This window comes from Maritimimonas sp. 2405UD52-3, from assembly GCF_056591715.1.
This window is the reverse complement of sequence record NZ_JBWQOL010000001.1, coordinates 42,335-60,038: the sequence shown is the minus strand read 5'-3', so window position 1 is coordinate 60,038 and position 17,704 is coordinate 42,335. Positions and strand designations below refer to the sequence as shown.

Sequence of the window (17,704 nt, the reverse complement as noted above, 5' to 3'; positions counted from 1 at the left end):
AATAGTCTTGAATTAAGAATTGTTTAGGTAACGTTGTTTAGTCGTAAGAATAATACTGCTTAAAATTTTTATCAATTCTTCACAATCTTTATTTGATTTATTAAACACTTCTTGATTAATGTAATCGCTATCTTTCAATAAGTTCAACCAATATTTGGTTTCTCTAGCTTCCTTTAAGGAAATTCCTAATTTATGAACAAAATCTTTCTTAGATTCTGCTGAAATAGCTTCGTTTACATTGGCCCCAATAGAAGTTCCTGAGCTAAGAATTTGCTTTGAAAGAAGAAATTCATTTTGAGCTTTTAGTTCTTTATAAATTGAAATAATGAATAGAGCAAATTGATAAGACTTATCAGCAATAATGCTTTTAGATTTAACCGAATTCTTTTTTAACTCTAAATTCATAATTCTAAATTAGATAACTGTCTTTGAAGTTTTTCCTCTTGAAATAAATTGCCCATGACCTGCTTTTAATAAACACTTATCGTTTTCTACGGCAACTTCTCCCCTGAGGATTACAGTTTCTGTTTTACCAACTACATGTTGTCCTTCATAAGCTGAATAGTCACAATTCATATGATGGGTTTCCACAGAAATGGTATGTTCTTTTTTAGGATCAAAAATTACAATATCGGCATCGCTTCCAATGGCTATAGTTCCTTTCCTTGGATACATACCAAATATTTTGGCAGCATTGGTACAAGCTACTTCAACATACTTTGTCAATGATATTTTTCCCTTATGAACTCCTTCTGAATATAACAATTCCATTCGATGTTCAATAGCAGGATGCCCATTAGGAATCTTGGAAAAGTCATCTTTACCCATCTTTTTTTGCTCCCACATAAAAGGACAATGATCGGTACCGACAACTTGTACCAATCCTTGATTGATACCCGACCAAAGTGCTTCTTGATCTTTCTTTTCACGTAGAGGTGGGCTCATTACCCATTTAGCACCCTCAAAGTCTTTTTCATATAAAGAAGTATCCAACATTAAATATTGAGTACAGGTTTCTACAAAGACCTTTTGATTACGCTTGGTAGCTGTTCGAACTGCATTTAAAGCACCTTCGCAAGTCATGTGCACGATGTATCCCGGGCAATCGGTATAGTGTAACATATCCGTAAATCTAGCAGATGCTTCAGCTTCAGTAACTTCGGGTTGCGATAGGTAATGATATAGTGGAGATAAGTTACCAAGAGCTCTATTTTTAGCAATTAATGAATCTATCATATCACCATTTGTGGCATGAACGGTAACTAGTCCGCCATGTTTTTTAACCACTTTCATTAGCTGCACCATTTGTCCATCATCAATCATTAAAGCTCCTTTATAGGCCATAAAAGTTTTAAAGGAAATAATACCTTCTTTTTCAATCATCTGTACTACTTCCTTAGCTACATCATTATTAAAATCTGTTACAGCCATATGATAGGAATAATCACCTATGGCTTTTCCTTCTGATTTTTTTTGCCAGGTCTTTAAGGCATTGTATAATGTATCACCTTGGGTTTGCAAAATAAAATCAATAACCATGGTCGTTCCTCCATGCAGTGCAGCACGTGTGCCTGTTTCATAATCATCACTTGAGTAGGTTCCCATAAAAGGCATATCTAGATGCACATGAGGATCTATTCCACCAGGAAATACTAATTTATCTGTAGCATCTATAACCTTATTGGCTTTATAAGTAAGATTTTGACCAATAGCAATGATCTTTTCGCCTTCAATATAGACGTCAGCGTTATAATTTTCTGAGGCCGTAACAACATGACCATTTTTTATAAGTATAGACATATTATGCTTTCTTCATTAAGAGTAAATACAAAACAAAGGATATTATGAATCCTGTAAACCACGACAATGAATATAAGAAATTTAATGCTGGTACCCAATAACCAATTAAAGCTGAAAAAACACCTACAAACAATGCAGTCATTGCAGCTTTATTAAAACCAGTTTTTCTATAAGAATAAATACCTTCCTCTTTATAGAGTTCTGCTAGTTGCATATTCTTATTACGGATAAAAAAGTAATCTGCAATCATAATTCCTAAAACAGGCCCTAGGAGGCCACTCACAAATATTAAGAACCCTGAAATTTGATTTAGTAACCACCAAGGCATAATTAGGATGCCTATGATGCCTGTTATGATCCCACCTGTTCTAAAACTAATCTTTTTAGGCCATAGATTGGAAAATGCATTTGAAGGCGCTATGACATTTGCGGCAATATTAGTACTTAAGGTCGCAATGATCATAAATATTTGAGCGATTATTACCACGGTAGGATTTTTAAATCGCGCGATCAACGAAACAGGGTCCCATGGTGCATCATCAGCAATTAAAACATCTTTAAAGTTGATCACAGCGGCACAGGTTACAAAAATGCCTACAAACGAATACAGCATCATTGTTAATGGCAATCCTGTAAATTGACCAACTATCTGATCTTTTTGAGTAGCTGCATAGCGTGTAATATCTGCAATACTAATTGACATAGTTGCCCAAAAACCAACCATAGCTGTGAGCCATAAAAGATAGCTCCAAAGCTTACTTCCTGTTGAGGTATTAGAAGTACTAACCACCGCTGGTGTTATTATGCTTGATAGTACTGGGGTTTTACCTTCAGTATTTCTGAATTGAACCTGTGGGTTTTCTGAAGAAGTAATAGGAATAGGCACATTTGTAAAGGGCTTCCAAGAACTGGTACTATTTGAAACAATATTATAATCAGTGACTTTTAAACTTCCATCTTTATTCGTTAAGGAGTTGAGGTTTAGATAAGCCGTGTTTTCATCTTTCGTAATCGTAGCAGCTACATTTTCTAATTGTTTGCTTTGATCTAGTACAATTTTAAATCCGCCAGCTTGACTGTATCCCCAATAAATAAGTGCCAAGCCCATGATGATAAGTATAGGTGCTGAATAGGTTTCTAACCATTTGATACTTTCGGTTCCTTTCCAGATAAAATACATATTGATGATCCAGAAAATAGCAAATCCTACAAATTTTCCAATAGATAAACCGAGTTCTCCTGTAGATCCTGTAATAGCATTAAAAATAGCATAAATGGCGAGTCCGCCGATCCATGTTTGTACGCCAAACCAACCACAAGCTATAATACCTCTGGCTACAGAAGCCAAATGCACACCTTTGGTACCAAAAGATGCTCTACCAATCACAGGAAATGGAATGCCATATTTAACGCCTGCATGACCATTTAGTACCATAGGTACTGTGATGATTAAATTTGCTAAACCTATAATAATTAAAGCTTCATACCAATTCAGTCCAGTTTTGATCATGTATGATGCCAATAAATAAGTAGGGATACATACGGCCATACCCACCCAAATGGCGGCCAAATGCCATTTATTCCAGGTACGATTTTGAGGTGGTACAGGTGCTAAATCCTCACTATATAAAGACGAATTAGATACATCTTCGTGTAATTCTACAATATCTTTACTCATAAATTAGTTGCAATATTGATCTGCAATAGATATAACTTCAGAAATTATTTGTAAGCCTTCGTCTACTTCCTCTTTAGTAACATTAAGTGGTGGTGCAATAAAAATCCAGTTCCAACGAACAAAAGTGAACATACCTAATTCACGAACCTTTGAAGCCATTTTTAAAGTAACTGCCATTTCACTGGGCTTCGCATTCCAAGGGGTTACAGGTTCTTTGGTCCTACGATTCTTTACTAATTCTATACATCCCAGTAATCCTGTATTTCTAAAGTCACCAATGGATGGATGCTTAGCTTTTAATTTTTCAACTTCTGCTTCAATATACTTGCCCATTTCGGTAGCCCTTTCAACCAGATTTTCTTCTTCAATAATCTTTAAATTCTCTAAAGCGGCGGCACAAGTAACGGCATGTGCAGAATAGGTAAGGCCTAAGGTCATGGGATTGTCATTAAATTGATTTGCAATGGTGTCAGTAATGATCATGCCACCTAATGGTAAATATCCAGATGTAAGTCCCTTTGCCATACATAGGATGTCTGGCACCACATCATGATGTTCTATAGCAAACATTTTTCCAGTTCTACCAAAACCACTCATTACTTCATCGTCTATTAGTAGAATGCCATATTTATCACAAATTTTCCGAACTTTTTTGAGATACATTGGCGGGTATTTTATACACCCTGATGAACCTGATTCGCCTTCAAATAAAATTGCCGCCACTGCGTCTGGATTTTCAAAGTGAATAACGCGCTCTAAATGTGCAGCGGCTCGTTCACCACATTCTTCAATAGAAGAAGAATTCCATGGGCAACGATAAAAATAGGGATTTTCAACATGTACAAAATTATTAACTGCCTGATTATCTACTGCAAATTTTCGTGGGTCACCACCGGCAGAAATAGCGCCATAAGTAGCTCCGTGATAGGAACGATAATGGGTAATGATTTTATGTCTTCCAGTGTAAATTCGTGCCAATTTAATGGCGTTTTCTATAGCTTCGGCACCACCAAGTGTAAAGAAAGTCTTGGTTAAATTGCCAGGAGTAATTTCAGCTAATTTTTTTCCTAATTGACCTCTAACATCAGTTGCCATTCCTGGGTAGACATAACTGACTTCTTGCATTTGCTTGGTTACAGCCTCAGTAATGCGTTGATTGCCATGTCCAATGTTCACATTCATTAGCTGCGATGAGAAGTCGAGGTATTTTTTTCCATCCCTATCATAGACATATGAGCCCTTGGCATGTGAAGCATTGATAGGGTTTAAACCTCCTTGTTTCCCCCATGAAAAGAGGGTATAATCAAGGTTGTTCTGTATAATTTTCTGGTTAGTCATTAAATTTCAAGTTATAAATTATAAAGACCCTTCGACAGCGCTCAGGGTGACAGCTGTTAACTCATCCAGTTGGTTTTTGCTTCCGGATTCCATTTAATGGTGGTTTTTTTATTTTGTGTCCAAAATTCAATAGAACTCCTACCAGTAATATCACCAACACCAAATTTTGATTCGTTCCATCCGCCAAAGGAGAAAGGTTCACGTGGCACGGGTACTCCAATATTTACACCGATCATTCCTGCACTAGCACGTTCCATCACTTGCTTTGCCAGTCCGCCACTTTGTGTAAATACCGCAGCGGCATTACCGTAATTTGAACCATTTTCTATTTCAATAGCTTCATCTAGATTTTTAGCACGAAGAATAGATATTACCGGACCAAAAATTTCTTCTCTGGCCACAGACATATCAGTCGTTGCATAGTCAATAATCGTGGGACCAACATAAAAGCCACCTTCTTTTCCAGAAACAGTTGTATTTCTACCATCCAATAAAATTTTGGCACCGTCTTTTTCTGCTTCAGCAATATAATTTTCGATACGAATTTTAGCTTCGGCACTAATTACAGACCCTAAATTTTCACCAGGCACTATTTTTTTTGCTTCATCAACCATTTTATCAATAATATGCTGCACTTTATCTACACCCACCATTACTGAAGCTGCCATACAACGTTGACCAGCGCAGCCTGCCATAGATGCTACCACATTATTTGCTGTCATTTCTGGATTGGCATCTGGTAATACCAATAAATGATTTTTGGCACCGCCTAACGCAACACAACGTTTTAGATTTGTAGTTGCTCTCTTATATACAATTTTAGCCACCTTCGTAGAACCAACAAAGGAAACAGCTTCTATTTTAGGATGATCACAAATGGCTTCAACCACTTCTTTACCACCATTTACAATATTAAAAACACCATCAGGTAAGCCTGCTTCTTTTAATAATTCAGCCATTCGCATAGTGCTTAATGGAACCAGTTCTGAAGGTTTCATTACCATCGTATTGCCAAGTACAAGCGCATTTGGCATGGTCCAATGTGGCACCATGTTTGGAAAGTTAAAAGGCGTAATACATGCGACTACACCTAGAGGTTTGCGTTCAATTCTGCATTCTACACCTTTACTAACTTCTTGAATTTCATTGACAATAACTTGAGGAATAGAAACTGCAAACTCGCATAGTTCCATACTTTTTTCGACCTCTGCTTTCGCTTCTCCGTAGGTTTTACCATTTTCTAAATGGACGAGATTAGTCAATTCGTCCATATGCTTTTCTAATAGTGATCGATATCTGAAAAATATCTGTACCCGCTCTTTAAAAGTCATAGAAGACCATTTAGGAAAAGCCTTTTCGGCAGCTTTTACAGCTTCGTCAACATCATTATAGGTTGATAGTGGCAAATTTGAAATAACGCTCCCGTCTAAAGGACTCATAACGTCCATAGAATCATGACCATTACTCCCGATAGGTATCGGGACAAATTTTCCGTTTATAAAATTTTTTACTTCTGGTTGTTTTGCAATTGCTTCCATAACACAACAGTTTTATGTGTTTTCAAAAAATAACTAATAAATAAGATGTAATTGCTAGAAAAGTAGGGCCTCTAACCCAAAAAATTAAGAGAAAAACATCTAATAAAAATGCAAAAATTTGCTTCAATGTTTATCAAATATATAAAATATCTATTTAGATATACCAGATATTATACAAGAATGGAATTATTTTGATCAAATTAATTGCAATTCTAAAAATGCCTCAATGTTTCTCTTTTTTCTAAAGACGAAGTATCTAATTCCTGCTTGACTTAATACTTTCTACCACAACAGTTGCTAAGATTAATACACCTCCTATAACTGTATTTAATACTGGAATTTCATTTAAAAAAATCATAGCTAGTAGTATACCATAAATAGGCTGAATACTGCTCATAATGCTGGCACTGCTGATTGTAAAATTTTTAAAGCTTTTAACAAATAAAGTATGTCCAATTGCCGTAGTCATTAAGGCTAAGGCCAGAATTGCACTTAATTCATTTAGGGTAGGGTTTAGTTCAAAAAAGAAAAGGGTTGGTAGCAAGGCTATAGACAATGCTACTAATTGATAAAACATGAGCATTGAGCCATCATATTGAGAAGCTTTCCTTTTTAATAGAATATTCCTTAAAGAATAACATATTGCGGATAACAAGCCTAATAAAATTCCTTGGGTAAAGTTGTTTTCTAAACTAATTTCAGGGGTTAAGAAATAAATTCCTGTTAAAACTATGAATGCCAGTAAAACGTGTAATGTGTTTAATTTTGATTTAAAAAATAAGGGTTCAAGAAATGTAGTTATTACCGGATAGGTAAAAAGTGATAGCATTGCAATAGCAACATTAGAGAGTTGTAGGCTATAAAAGTAAGTGATCCAATGTGCACCCAATAAAAGACCACTCAAGTAAACAGTTTTTGCGTCAAAACTATTTATAAACTTCAAACTTATTTTTTGGAACTTACAAAATAAACCTATGATTAGTAGAGCTAGAATACCACGAATTAAAATTGTTATAGGAGGGGGCATGCTTATATACCTTCCCAAAACACCTGATGTACTAATCATTAGCATGGCCAAGTTTAGTTCGGTTATGTTCTTAAAGTGCTTAGTTTTCAATGTAGCACTTTTTGAAGTGTAGAAAGCGCTTTGTCAATTGAATTGATTTTATCAAAGGTCATTAATAACCGCAGTCCCAGTTTTGTTTCTTTTTCCTTCATTTTGCAGATAGCTGTATTTTGCTGCACAAACTTCAATATTCGAGTAAAGACCTCACTTTGATAGAAAGGTGATTGCTGATCTGAAACAAAATACCCGATCATTTTTCCTTTTTTAAGAATTAGTCGTGTTAACCCTAATTGTTTAGCTACCCATTTTAATCGAACACTATTTAACAAGTCTTGTGCTTGTATGGGTAATTCACCAAACCTATCAATGAGGTTTTGCTCATAAACTGCTAACTCTGATTCATTTTTTATAGCACTCAGCTCGCTATATAGGTTCAACCTTTCCTTTATAGAATTGATATAATCATCTGGAAAAAGAATTTCAAAATCGGTATCAATTTGAGTTTCTTTTACAAATTCTTTTGGTGTGTCATCAGTGTCTTTGTACAGTGATTTAAACTCATTTTCTTTTAGTTCTTCAATAGCCTCATTCAATATTTTTTGATAGGTTTCAAAGCCAATATCATTAATAAAACCACTTTGCTCACCTCCCAATAGATCACCAGCACCTCGAATTTCCAAGTCTTTCATTGCAATATTGAACCCACTTCCTAAATCCGAAAATAGTTCTAGTGCTTGAATACGCTTTCTGGCTTCATCAGTCATCATATGATAAGGAGGAGTGATGAAGTAGCAGAATGCCTTTTTATTAGAACGACCTACACGTCCACGCATTTGATGCAAATCAGACAATCCAAAATTATTGGCATTATTGATAAAAATAGTATTAGCATTCGGCACATCAAGTCCACTTTCTACTATGGTAGTAGAAACCAACACATCAAATTCGTTATTCATAAAAGAAAGCATCAATTGCTCTAATTTTTTACCTTCTAGTTGTCCGTGACCGATACCAATTTTAGCATTGGGTAAAAGTCGCTGTAACATACCGGCTACTTCCTGTATGTTTTCAATGCGATTATGGATAAAGAAAACTTGTCCGCCTCTTGAAATCTCATATTTAATAGCATCACGTATAATTTCTTCTCCAAAGCGGATTACATTCGTTTCAACGGGATGTCTGTTAGGCGGAGGTGTATTGATGACTGATAGGTCGCGAGCTGCCATCAATGAAAATTGTAAGGTTCTTGGGATGGGGGTGGCTGTTAAAGTAAGTGTGTCAACATTTTCTTTTATTGTCTTTAATTTGTCTTTTACAGACACACCAAATTTCTGCTCTTCGTCAACAATTAATAAACCCAAATCTTTGAATTGTACATTTTTATTAACAAGCTGATGGGTGCCAATCACAATATCTATAGCTCCTGTTTTAAGCCCTTCAAGAACAGTATTTCTTTGTTTGATGGTTCTAAAGCGGTTCAAGTAATCTATAGTAACGGGAAAGTTTTTCAGACGCTCACTTAGCGTTTTAAAATGTTGAAAAGCTAAAATTGTTGTTGGTACTAAAATGGCAACCTGTTTTCCATTATCCACTGCTTTAAAAGCTGCCCTAATGGCTACTTCGGTTTTACCAAAACCTACATCACCGCACACAAGGCGATCCATAGGTTGTTGGCTTTCCATATCTTTCTTTACATCAGCCGTAGCTTTTGATTGATCTGGCGTATCTTCATACATAAAACTCGATTCAAGTTCTAACTGCATATAACTATCAGGGTTGTAAGCAAATCCCTTTTGCATTTTACGCTTTGCATAGAGTTGAATTAAGTCATACGCAATTTCTTTAACCCGCTTTTTTGTTTTTTGCTTGAGTTTTTTCCATGCGCCAGAACCTAACTTAAAAAGCCTCGGAACCTTACCATCCTTGCCATTGTATTTTGAAATTTTATGGAGTGAATGAATACTAATATACAGGACATCACGATCACCATAAACTAGCTTAATAGCCTCTTGTTGCTTGCCTTCTACATCTATTTTTTGAAGCCCGCCAAACTTACCGATTCCATGATCAATATGGGTTACATAATCGCCAATTTCCAGCGTATTTAGTTCCTTGAGTGTGAGAGCTTGTTTTTTGGCAAAACCACTTTTTAATCGGAATTTATGATAACGTTCAAAGATCTGATGATCAGTATAACAAGCAACTTTGTGTTCTTGATCTACAAAGCCTTGGTATAATGGAAAAACAACCGTTTTATAAGTTACTTCTTGATCAACATCATTAAAAATATCCTTAAAACGCTTTGCTTGTTGCTCATTCGCACAGAAAAGGTAGTTTTCTATACCATTTTCTGTATTTTGGTTAAGGTTTTCAATAAGTAAGTCAAACTGTTTATTGAAAGAAGGTTGCGGAGAGACATTGAATTCTATTTGCTTGTCATGCTTAACTTGTTTCAGCATCTCATCATGTGACTCTGAAACAAGTTCGGAATGACGAGAACTACCAAATTCGACTAAACTATAATTATTCAGTTGCTCTTTTATAAGTTCACCAGCACAAAATAACTCTTTGGGCTCAGCCAGTTTTAATTCACCTTTGGTTTCTGAAAAAGTAGTTTTTGCTTTTTCAAAAAGTTTATCTAGTCGCCCGAATAAAAGCTCTTTGTTCTTAGAAAAAATGACCGTTTTATTGGAGATATATTTTAAAAAGCTTTCTCGTTTTTCTTGCAGATGTTTATTCTCAACATTAGGCAAAATGCTGATTTTTTTATGTTTGTCTGTAGAAAGTTGTGTTTCTACATCAAAAGTTCTGATACTATCTACCTCATCACCAAAAAATTCAATACGATAAGGCTCTTCATTTGAAAAAGAAAATACATCAATAATGCCACCACGAACGGCAAACTCACCAGGCTCAGTGACAAAATCAACGCGATGAAATTGATATTCAAATAAGGTTTCATTTACGAAATCTAAAGAAACGGCTTCTCCAACGTTTAACTTCAAGGTATTTCGCTCTAGTTCACTTTTTGTAACCACTTTTTCGAATAGTGCAGCTGGATACGTGACAATGACAGCTGGTTTTTTACGAGAGTTGATGCGGTTTAAGACCTCAGAACGCAATAATATATTGGCATTATCGGTCTCTTCAATCTGGTAAGGCCTGCGATAAGAACCTGGGTAGAATAACACGTTGTTATCTCCTAATAATTGCTCAAGGTCATTTAAATAATAAGCAGCTTCTTCTTTGTCATTAAAGATCAGCAAATAGGGTTTTTCAAGCCGTTTAAAACTGCTTGAAATCACAAAAGACAATGAAGACCCTGCCAAATGCTGTAATTGGAGCTTTTGGTTTTCTAGTTGAAGATGTTGAACAATCTGCTTTATTTTAATCGATTGTTCGTAAAGCGAAACAATAGTTTGTTTGCTCAATGCACTAAATTTTGGGCAAATATAGTTGTAAGAGAATGATAAAAAAAGAATTACCTAAAACAATCAATCAACTGTTCAAAATCCTGCTCATCATTATATACATTTGGTGAAACACGAATGGCATTTCCCCTAAAGGAAACAAAGATGTTATTATCAGAAAAACTTGCTTTTAACTTTTCCAAATCTATATAATCTGGTAAATAAACACCAAACAGGTGCTTGGTTCTATGCGCATCATCTTCTATAAAGCAACCTTTAGCTTTTAATTGGGCAATGGCCGATCTTGAAATTGAATCGCAATAGTTTTGAATGTTTTTGGGTTGCCATTCTAATAATTGCTCAATACTTTTAATAAACATAGGCGTATTGATAAAATTAGAATACTCACCCATATTATAGCGTCCGGCTTTAGGTTGGTAGCGAGATTCATAATTAACCAATCTAGAAAAATCTTCGCTATTATAGCGGTTGATCCAACTTTCTTCAATAGGGTTACCATCATTAAAATAATCAGAATAATACGCCATCCCCATAGAGTAGGGTCCTAACATCCATTTATAGGCTACAGTAATCAACGCATCGGGTTGAATTTCTTGCACAGAAAAGGGGATTGCACCAATGTTTTGAGAGCCATCAAGTACCAAAAGAGCATTATACTGTTTGGTCTTTTTTCTAATGGTTTTAAGATCATATAATGTACCATCAGCCCAGTGAGATGGAGGCATTGCAACCAAAGCAGTTTTAGAGGAAATACTATCTAGTATGTTTTTATTCCAAGTTTTAGCTCGGTGTTCACCTATTTTTGGGGCAGAAATCACCTTAATTGAAGCATTATTTTGCGCAGCAAGTTTTTGCCATACATACACATTACTTGGAAACTGTTCATCTACTAATAAAATTTCATCACCTGTTTGTAGTTTTACATTATTGGCCACTGTTGCCAATCCGTATGATGCAGAGGGGATAATGGCTGTGTTTTGATAATCAGGAGCATCAATAAATTGAGCAAATAGTTTCCGTAATCGCTCTGAATGCTTAAAAAAATCTTCAGCTTTAATTTGATAAGGTGTACATTTTTGTGTTACTGCTTTATGACCGGCTTCCTCAACACTTTTTAAGGAAGGTGACATATATGCACCATTCAAATAGGTAATATGATCTTCTAATTTGAACTTGTCTTTTTGACAACTGAGTATTTGAAGTGTTTCCATACCCAAATGTACGAGTTTTGATTAGGAATTTAAATTTTTAGACTTGTCTAAAAATTTATTTATATTTGTCAAAAATTACAAAGTTGTGTTTTCACAGGCTGAAGAAAATTATTTAAAGGCTATTTATTCTTTAGAAGCCACTACCGATAATGGAGTAAGCACCAATTTGATTGCTGAAAAAATGCAGACCAAAGCTTCTTCGGTAACAGATATGATTAAGAAATTATCAGATAAAGAGCTGGTTAATTATGTGAAATATCAAGGAACTCAGCTCTCTGAAAAAGGAAGAAAAATAGCTATTTCTGTCGTTCGAAAACATCGTTTATGGGAATGCTTTCTTGTAGATAAGCTCAATTTTTCATGGGATGAGGTGCATGATATTGCAGAACAACTGGAACATATTAAATCGGAATCTTTAATAGATAGTTTAGATGCCTTTTTAGAGTTTCCTACCATAGACCCACATGGTGATCCCATCCCAGATAAGGATGGAAACATAACAACAAGAAGAAAGGTTAAACTTTCTACACTGAAACCTCTAGAAGAAAGCCAATTGTTAGGCGTTAAAGATTCTTCAGATGAGTTTTTAAGGTATTTAAATAAAAAAAATATAGCCATTGGCAATTATATAAGGGTAGTAAGTATTGAGCCTTTTGATAAATCAATGCAAATAGAGATTAACCAAAAAGAATTATCAATTACAGAAGATGTTGCCAAGAATTTATTGGTAAAGGAATTAGAATAATATATGAAGACAAAATATTTTATTACTGGATTATATATACTAGCAGGCATTTTGTTTGCAAATGCACAGCAAGAAGATACACCGAAAGATTATGGAACTATATCAACAGATCGGCCGGATCAAACAGAAGCGTCTAGCGTGGTGCCTAAGAAATTTTTACAAATAGAAACGGGCGCATTTTTTGAATCTTTAGGTGCTGTAGATGCAACCACTTATAATACCACTTTAATACGTTATGGATTATTAGATAATCTTGAGTTACGCCTAGGATTTGATAATACTGAAGTAAAACTAAATAAAAATACGATCGCCAGTGGATTTTCTCCGTTATTGTTGGGAGTTAAAATTGGAGTTACTGAAGAAAAGGGATTCTTACCTGAAATTGCTTTTATTGGGCATATAAACCCCGATTTCTTAGCTTCTAGCACTTATAAAACTCAAAACACATCTGTAGACTTTAGATTTTCTTTATCGCATACATTAAGTGAGAAGTCTAGCTTAGGGTATAATTTGGGAATGGCATGGGACGGAGATACTTCTGAGCCGGTATACATATACACATTGGCATATGGATATAGTATTTCAAATAAAGTTGGAACTTATATAGAGTTATACGGTGACCTGCCAGAGGATGGAAGTTTTAATCACCTTTGGGATGCCGGTTTAACGTATTTAATAAGTAATCATATGCAATTGGATATTTCTGGTGGAACAGGAATTACAAAAGATATTCAAGATGTGTTTTTAAGTGCAGGTATTAGTTTTAGAATACCAGAATAAAACAAAAAAGATGAAAAAAATATTAATTATACTACTTGCATTAACAATAGTTAACTGTAAGACCAAAGAGAAAAGTGAGAATGGTAAGTTGCAGGTTGTAACAACTACAACAATGATTACTGATTTACTAAAGAATATAGGTGGCGATAAAATTGATGTAAAAGGTTTGATGGGTACAGGTGTTGACCCGCATTTATATAAAGCTAGTGAAGGTGATGTCAGTAAACTTTTCAATGCTGATGTTGTTATTTATAACGGACTACATTTAGAAGGAAAACTAGAAGAAGTATTTGAGAAAATGCGTCATCAAAACAAAAAAGTGATTGCTGTTGCTGAAGCTGTTGATAAGAAGACTTTAATAGGTTCTGAATATTTTGCTTCTAATTATGATCCTCATATTTGGTTTGATATTGATAGTTGGGAACGAGTAGTATTGTATGTAGTAACAAAGTTATCAGATTTAGATCCTAAGAACGCGGAGGTTTTTCAAAAAAATGGGAAAACATACTTAGATCGTTTAGCCGTTTTAAAAATGGCAATTAATACGGCTATTAATCAACTACCAAAAGAAAAACGAATTCTAGTAACAGCGCATGATGCCTTTAATTATTTTGGTAAATCATATGATTTTCAAGTAGTGGGACTACAAGGGTTATCTACAGCTACTGAAGCTGGAGTTCAAGATGTTCAGAAAATGGCACAGTTTATTATTGATAATGAGGTAAAGGCCATTTTTGTAGAGAGCTCAGTTCCAAAACGAACAATAGAAGCACTTCAGGAAGCTGTAAAATCAAAAGGTTTTGAAACGGTAATTGGTGGTACTTTGTATTCGGATGCATTAGGAAGTGATGGCACTGAAGAAGGAACCTATGTAGGTATGTACAAACACAATGTGAAAACTATTGTTGACGCTTTGAGATAACTGTCATTCTGAACAGAGTGAAGAATCTCAATTAAGATACTTGGCAATACTCAGTATGACAAACACAAGTTAAATGAATAATAAAAAACTAGCAGTAACAGTAGATGATTTAACGGTAGCTTATAATTATAAACCTGTGCTGTGGGATATTGATTTAGCCATACCAGAAGGTGTATTAATGGCCATTGTAGGCCCTAACGGTGCTGGAAAATCTACCTTGATTAAGTCCATTTTGGGAATTATCGAACCCATTGCCGGTAGTATTTCTATTTATGGAAAACCCTATGATAAGCAACGAAAGCTAGTAGCGTATGTACCTCAAAAGGGGAGTGTTGATTGGGATTTCCCCACAACTGCTTTAGACGTGGTGATGATGGGTACCTATGGTAGTTTAGGATGGATCAAACGACCGGGGCAAAAGCAGAAAAAAGCCGCGCTTGAAGCGCTTGAAAAAGTTGGTATGCTGGCTTTTAAAGACCGTCAAATTTCACAACTTTCCGGTGGGCAACAACAACGTATTTTTTTGGCAAGAGCTTTGGTGCAAAATGCTTCAATTTATTTTATGGATGAGCCATTTCAGGGTGTAGACGCAACTACTGAGATTGCCATTATCAATATCTTGAAAGAACTGCGTAAAGCTGGAAAAACACTTATTGTGGTACATCATGACTTACAAACAGTACCAGAATATTTTGATTGGGTAACATTCCTAAATGTAAAGAAGATAGCTACAGGGCCTGTGAGAGATATTTTTAATGATGACAATTTAACCAAGACCTACGGAATCAACTATAAAGTAAGTATTCAGCAATAGTGTCATTCCTGCGTAGGTAGGAATCGCATGAAAGTAGTAATAATTAAAAATAGATTCCGCATCAAGTGCGGAATGACAAGAAAAAATAGACTTAAAAGAATACATAGAACTTGTTTTTACTGATTATACCTTGCGAACTATCACACTGGGTACAGCCATTTTGGGTGCTATATGTGGTATGCTAGGCAGTTTTGCGGTGCTAAGAAAGCAAAGTTTACTTGGAGATGCCATTTCTCACGCCGCTTTACCAGGAATTGCCATCGCTTTTTTAATTACAGGTACTAAAGAAACCAATGTACTTCTTGTTGGAGCTTTAATAAGTGGGTTGATTGGTGCTTTTTGGATTCGAGGTATCATTAGAAAAACACATTTAAAATCAGACACAGCATTAGGATTGATTCTATCGCTTTTCTTTGGATTTGGAATGCTGTTATTAACCTTTATTCAAAAATTACCAAATGCCAATCAGTCAGGACTAGATAAATTTTTATTTGGTCAAGCAGCCACCTTGCTTGCCAGAGACGTTTGGTTTATGGCAATTGTAACAGCCTTTTGTTTAATAGTTCTATTACTGTTCTGGAAAGAATTCAAGCTATTGCTTTTTGATGCAGATTATACGAACACGCTGGGTTTTAATACCAAATTCATAGATATTTTAATAACATCTTTTATCGTATTGGCTATTGTTTTAGGCCTCCAAACGGTGGGTGTAGTTTTAATGAGCGCCATGCTATTGGCACCTGCTGCAGCCGCAAGGCAATGGACAAATAGCTTGGGTATTATGGTGATTTTGGCAGCTATTTTTGGAGCTTTTGCAGGAGTTATAGGAACAGGAATTAGCGCAAGCCAAAGCAATTTATCTACAGGACCAGTAATTGTTTTGGTAGCAGCGGTATTTGTAATCTTTTCATTTATATTTTCTCCTTCAAGAGGATTACTATTTCGTCAGATACGGCTTATAAAAAACAGAAGGGATTTACAATTGCATAAAACATTAGCTTTTATGTTTGATATTGCGCAAACACATGAAGATAAGTCGCATCCACACACCATAAAAATTCTAAATAATTTTCAAGGGTTTGCAAGGAGTACACTAAAAAAGCTTGAAGATAGAAATTATATAAAAATTGACGGGCAAATGTGGTCTATGACAAATGAAGGGTATGAGTTTGCAGGCAATTTATACAGTCAACAAGTAATAGAAGATAATGAGTAGTGCCCAAGTAGAAATACAATTAATTGCCAGTTTGGTGGCCATTGCTTGCGCTATTCCAGGGGTGTTTTTGGTACTTCGTAAAATGGCACTAATTAGTGATGCCATTAGCCATTCTATTTTACCAGGTCTTGTTATTGGATTTTTTATAACGCATGATTTAGGGTCTCCGCTATTGATTCTTATGGCTGCTTTATCAGGAATAGTAACTGTTGTTTTAGTAGAATACATTCAGAAAACAGGATTGGTAAAAGAGGATACGGCTATTGGTCTTGTCTTTCCTGCTTTATTTAGCATTGGAGTTATTTTAATTGCTAAAAATGCCAATGATGTACATTTAGATATAGACGTTGTTTTATTGGGTGAGCTGGCGTTTGCACCTTTTGATAGAATCATTCTTAGTGGTATTGATGTGGGACCAAAATCTCTATGGGTAATTGGTTGTATCCTTTTAGTGACCCTGTCGCTTTTGTTTGCCTTTTTCAAGGAGTTAAAAGTGAGTACGTTTGATGCTGGCTTAGCCACAGCTTTGGGCTTTTCACCAGCAGTACTGCACTATGGCCTAATGAGTATCGCTTCAGTTACAACCGTTGGTGCTTTTGATGCTGTTGGCGCAATTTTAGTTGTTGCCTTAATGATTGCTCCTGCTGCAACAGCGTATTTACTAACCAATGATTTAAAGAAAATGTTAGTGTTATCAGTGCTATTTGGAGTTTTCTCTGCCATTGCTGGATATTGGTTGGCACATTGGTTAGACGCTTCCATTTCTGGATCCATGACAACCATGTTAGGACTCGTATTTTTGTTGGTGTATCTCTTTGCTCCGAATAAAGGTTTAATTTCAGTGCTCTATAGAAACAAACAGAAGCAAATTGAAGTTCAATTATTAACTTTTTTGCTACACTTGAATAACCATCAAGAGAAGCAAGAAAGGCATATTAATCATTTAAACGAACATATTAATTGGCATAAGGTGAAATCGCAGTCTGTAGTTGATCTGGCATTAAAAAACAATATGATTACAATAGATCAAAAGATTATTTCGCTTACTGAAAAAGGAAAATCATTTACCGATAAAGCCATTGATTATATCATAACAAATGATGATACTGGCATTGAATCTATGAAAGAAAATTTCTTCCTGTTTCGGGGTTAATTTTTGTACTTT

General features: G+C 35.3%; 14 protein-coding genes. 6 read left to right on the top strand and 8 right to left on the bottom strand.

Annotated elements, in window-relative coordinates; all coding sequences use genetic code 11:
* Positions 1 to 12: 12 nt before the first annotated feature.
* The 8 genes from AC1EU5_RS00265 to AC1EU5_RS00230 all read right to left on the bottom strand — a co-directional run bounded on the left by AC1EU5_RS00265 (position 13) and on the right by AC1EU5_RS00230 (position 12,062).
* A complete protein-coding gene (locus tag AC1EU5_RS00265; protein WP_480190334.1) occupies positions 13 to 405 on the bottom strand; it encodes a four helix bundle protein in 393 nt (130 codons plus the stop codon).
* A gap of 9 nt (positions 406 to 414) precedes the next feature.
* Entirely contained in the window at positions 415 to 1,800 is a 1,386-nt protein-coding gene (gene hydA / locus AC1EU5_RS00260) for a dihydropyrimidinase (protein ID WP_480190333.1), read from the bottom strand.
* Position 1,801: 1 nt separating this feature from the next.
* Positions 1,802 to 3,478: an NCS1 family nucleobase:cation symporter-1 gene (locus AC1EU5_RS00255; RefSeq protein WP_480190332.1), complete on the bottom strand. Its 1,677-nt coding sequence runs from the start codon at positions 3,476 to 3,478 to the stop codon at positions 1,802 to 1,804.
* Positions 3,479 to 3,481: 3 nt separating this feature from the next.
* A complete protein-coding gene (locus AC1EU5_RS00250) occupies positions 3,482 to 4,816 on the bottom strand; it encodes an aminotransferase class III-fold pyridoxal phosphate-dependent enzyme (protein ID WP_480190331.1) in 1,335 nt (444 codons plus the stop codon).
* 56 nt (positions 4,817 to 4,872) lie between these two features.
* Positions 4,873 to 6,354: a CoA-acylating methylmalonate-semialdehyde dehydrogenase gene (locus AC1EU5_RS00245; protein WP_480190330.1), complete on the bottom strand. Its 1,482-nt coding sequence runs from the start codon at positions 6,352 to 6,354 to the stop codon at positions 4,873 to 4,875.
* Between the two features lie 256 nt (positions 6,355 to 6,610).
* Positions 6,611 to 7,420 (bottom strand): DMT family transporter, encoded by an 810-nt coding sequence (locus tag AC1EU5_RS00240; RefSeq protein ID WP_480190329.1) that lies wholly within the window; start codon positions 7,418 to 7,420, stop codon positions 6,611 to 6,613.
* A gap of 47 nt (positions 7,421 to 7,467) precedes the next feature.
* Complete coding sequence (gene mfd, locus AC1EU5_RS00235) at positions 7,468 to 10,851, bottom strand: transcription-repair coupling factor (RefSeq protein WP_480190328.1); 3,384 nt, start codon at positions 10,849 to 10,851, stop codon at positions 7,468 to 7,470.
* A gap of 50 nt (positions 10,852 to 10,901) precedes the next feature.
* The gene (locus tag AC1EU5_RS00230) at positions 10,902 to 12,062 is read right to left on the bottom strand and encodes an aminotransferase class V-fold PLP-dependent enzyme (RefSeq protein ID WP_480190327.1); all 1,161 of its coding nucleotides are present in this window, start codon (positions 12,060 to 12,062) and stop codon (positions 10,902 to 10,904) included.
* Positions 12,063 to 12,147: 85 nt separating this feature from the next.
* Between AC1EU5_RS00230 and AC1EU5_RS00225 the strand changes: the two genes are divergently transcribed.
* The 6 genes from AC1EU5_RS00225 (at position 12,148) to AC1EU5_RS00200 (ending at position 17,692) form a co-directional block, all read left to right on the top strand.
* Positions 12,148 to 12,807: a metal-dependent transcriptional regulator gene (locus AC1EU5_RS00225; RefSeq protein ID WP_480190326.1), complete on the top strand. Its 660-nt coding sequence runs from the start codon at positions 12,148 to 12,150 to the stop codon at positions 12,805 to 12,807.
* 3 nt (positions 12,808 to 12,810) lie between these two features.
* Positions 12,811 to 13,587 carry a transporter gene (locus AC1EU5_RS00220; protein WP_480190325.1) on the top strand — a complete coding sequence of 259 codons (777 nt, stop codon included), beginning with the start codon at positions 12,811 to 12,813 and terminating at the stop codon, positions 13,585 to 13,587.
* A gap of 10 nt (positions 13,588 to 13,597) precedes the next feature.
* Positions 13,598 to 14,509 (top strand): metal ABC transporter solute-binding protein, Zn/Mn family, encoded by a 912-nt coding sequence (locus AC1EU5_RS00215; protein WP_480190324.1) that lies wholly within the window; start codon positions 13,598 to 13,600, stop codon positions 14,507 to 14,509.
* A 73-nt stretch (positions 14,510 to 14,582) separates the two neighbouring features.
* Positions 14,583 to 15,323: a metal ABC transporter ATP-binding protein gene (locus tag AC1EU5_RS00210; protein ID WP_480190323.1), complete on the top strand. Its 741-nt coding sequence runs from the start codon at positions 14,583 to 14,585 to the stop codon at positions 15,321 to 15,323.
* Positions 15,324 to 15,453: 130 nt separating this feature from the next.
* On the top strand, positions 15,454 to 16,539 hold the full coding sequence (locus AC1EU5_RS00205; RefSeq protein ID WP_480190322.1) for a metal ABC transporter permease: 1,086 nt from the start codon (positions 15,454 to 15,456) through the stop codon (positions 16,537 to 16,539).
* A complete protein-coding gene (locus AC1EU5_RS00200; RefSeq protein ID WP_480190321.1) occupies positions 16,532 to 17,692 on the top strand; it encodes a metal ABC transporter permease in 1,161 nt (386 codons plus the stop codon). The genes AC1EU5_RS00205 and AC1EU5_RS00200 overlap by 8 nt, the downstream gene beginning before the upstream one ends.
* Positions 17,693 to 17,704: the final 12 nt, after the last annotated feature.

Coding starts and splice junctions, on each gene's coding strand:
- AC1EU5_RS00265 (WP_480190334.1), bottom strand. CDS start 405: ATGAATTTAGAGTTAAAAAAGAATTCGGTTAAATCTAAAAGCATTATT.
- hydA (WP_480190333.1), bottom strand. CDS start 1,800: ATGTCTATACTTATAAAAAATGGTCATGTTGTTACGGCCTCAGAAAAT.
- AC1EU5_RS00255 (WP_480190332.1), bottom strand. CDS start 3,478: ATGAGTAAAGATATTGTAGAATTACACGAAGATGTATCTAATTCGTCT.
- AC1EU5_RS00250 (WP_480190331.1), bottom strand. CDS start 4,816: ATGACTAACCAGAAAATTATACAGAACAACCTTGATTATACCCTCTTT.
- AC1EU5_RS00245 (WP_480190330.1), bottom strand. CDS start 6,354: ATGGAAGCAATTGCAAAACAACCAGAAGTAAAAAATTTTATAAACGGA.
- AC1EU5_RS00240 (WP_480190329.1), bottom strand. CDS start 7,420: ATGATTAGTACATCAGGTGTTTTGGGAAGGTATATAAGCATGCCCCCT.
- AC1EU5_RS00230 (WP_480190327.1), bottom strand. CDS start 12,062: ATGGAAACACTTCAAATACTCAGTTGTCAAAAAGACAAGTTCAAATTA.
- AC1EU5_RS00220 (WP_480190325.1), top strand. CDS start 12,811: ATGAAGACAAAATATTTTATTACTGGATTATATATACTAGCAGGCATT.
- AC1EU5_RS00215 (WP_480190324.1), top strand. CDS start 13,598: ATGAAAAAAATATTAATTATACTACTTGCATTAACAATAGTTAACTGT.
- AC1EU5_RS00210 (WP_480190323.1), top strand. CDS start 14,583: ATGAATAATAAAAAACTAGCAGTAACAGTAGATGATTTAACGGTAGCT.
- AC1EU5_RS00200 (WP_480190321.1), top strand. CDS start 16,532: ATGAGTAGTGCCCAAGTAGAAATACAATTAATTGCCAGTTTGGTGGCC.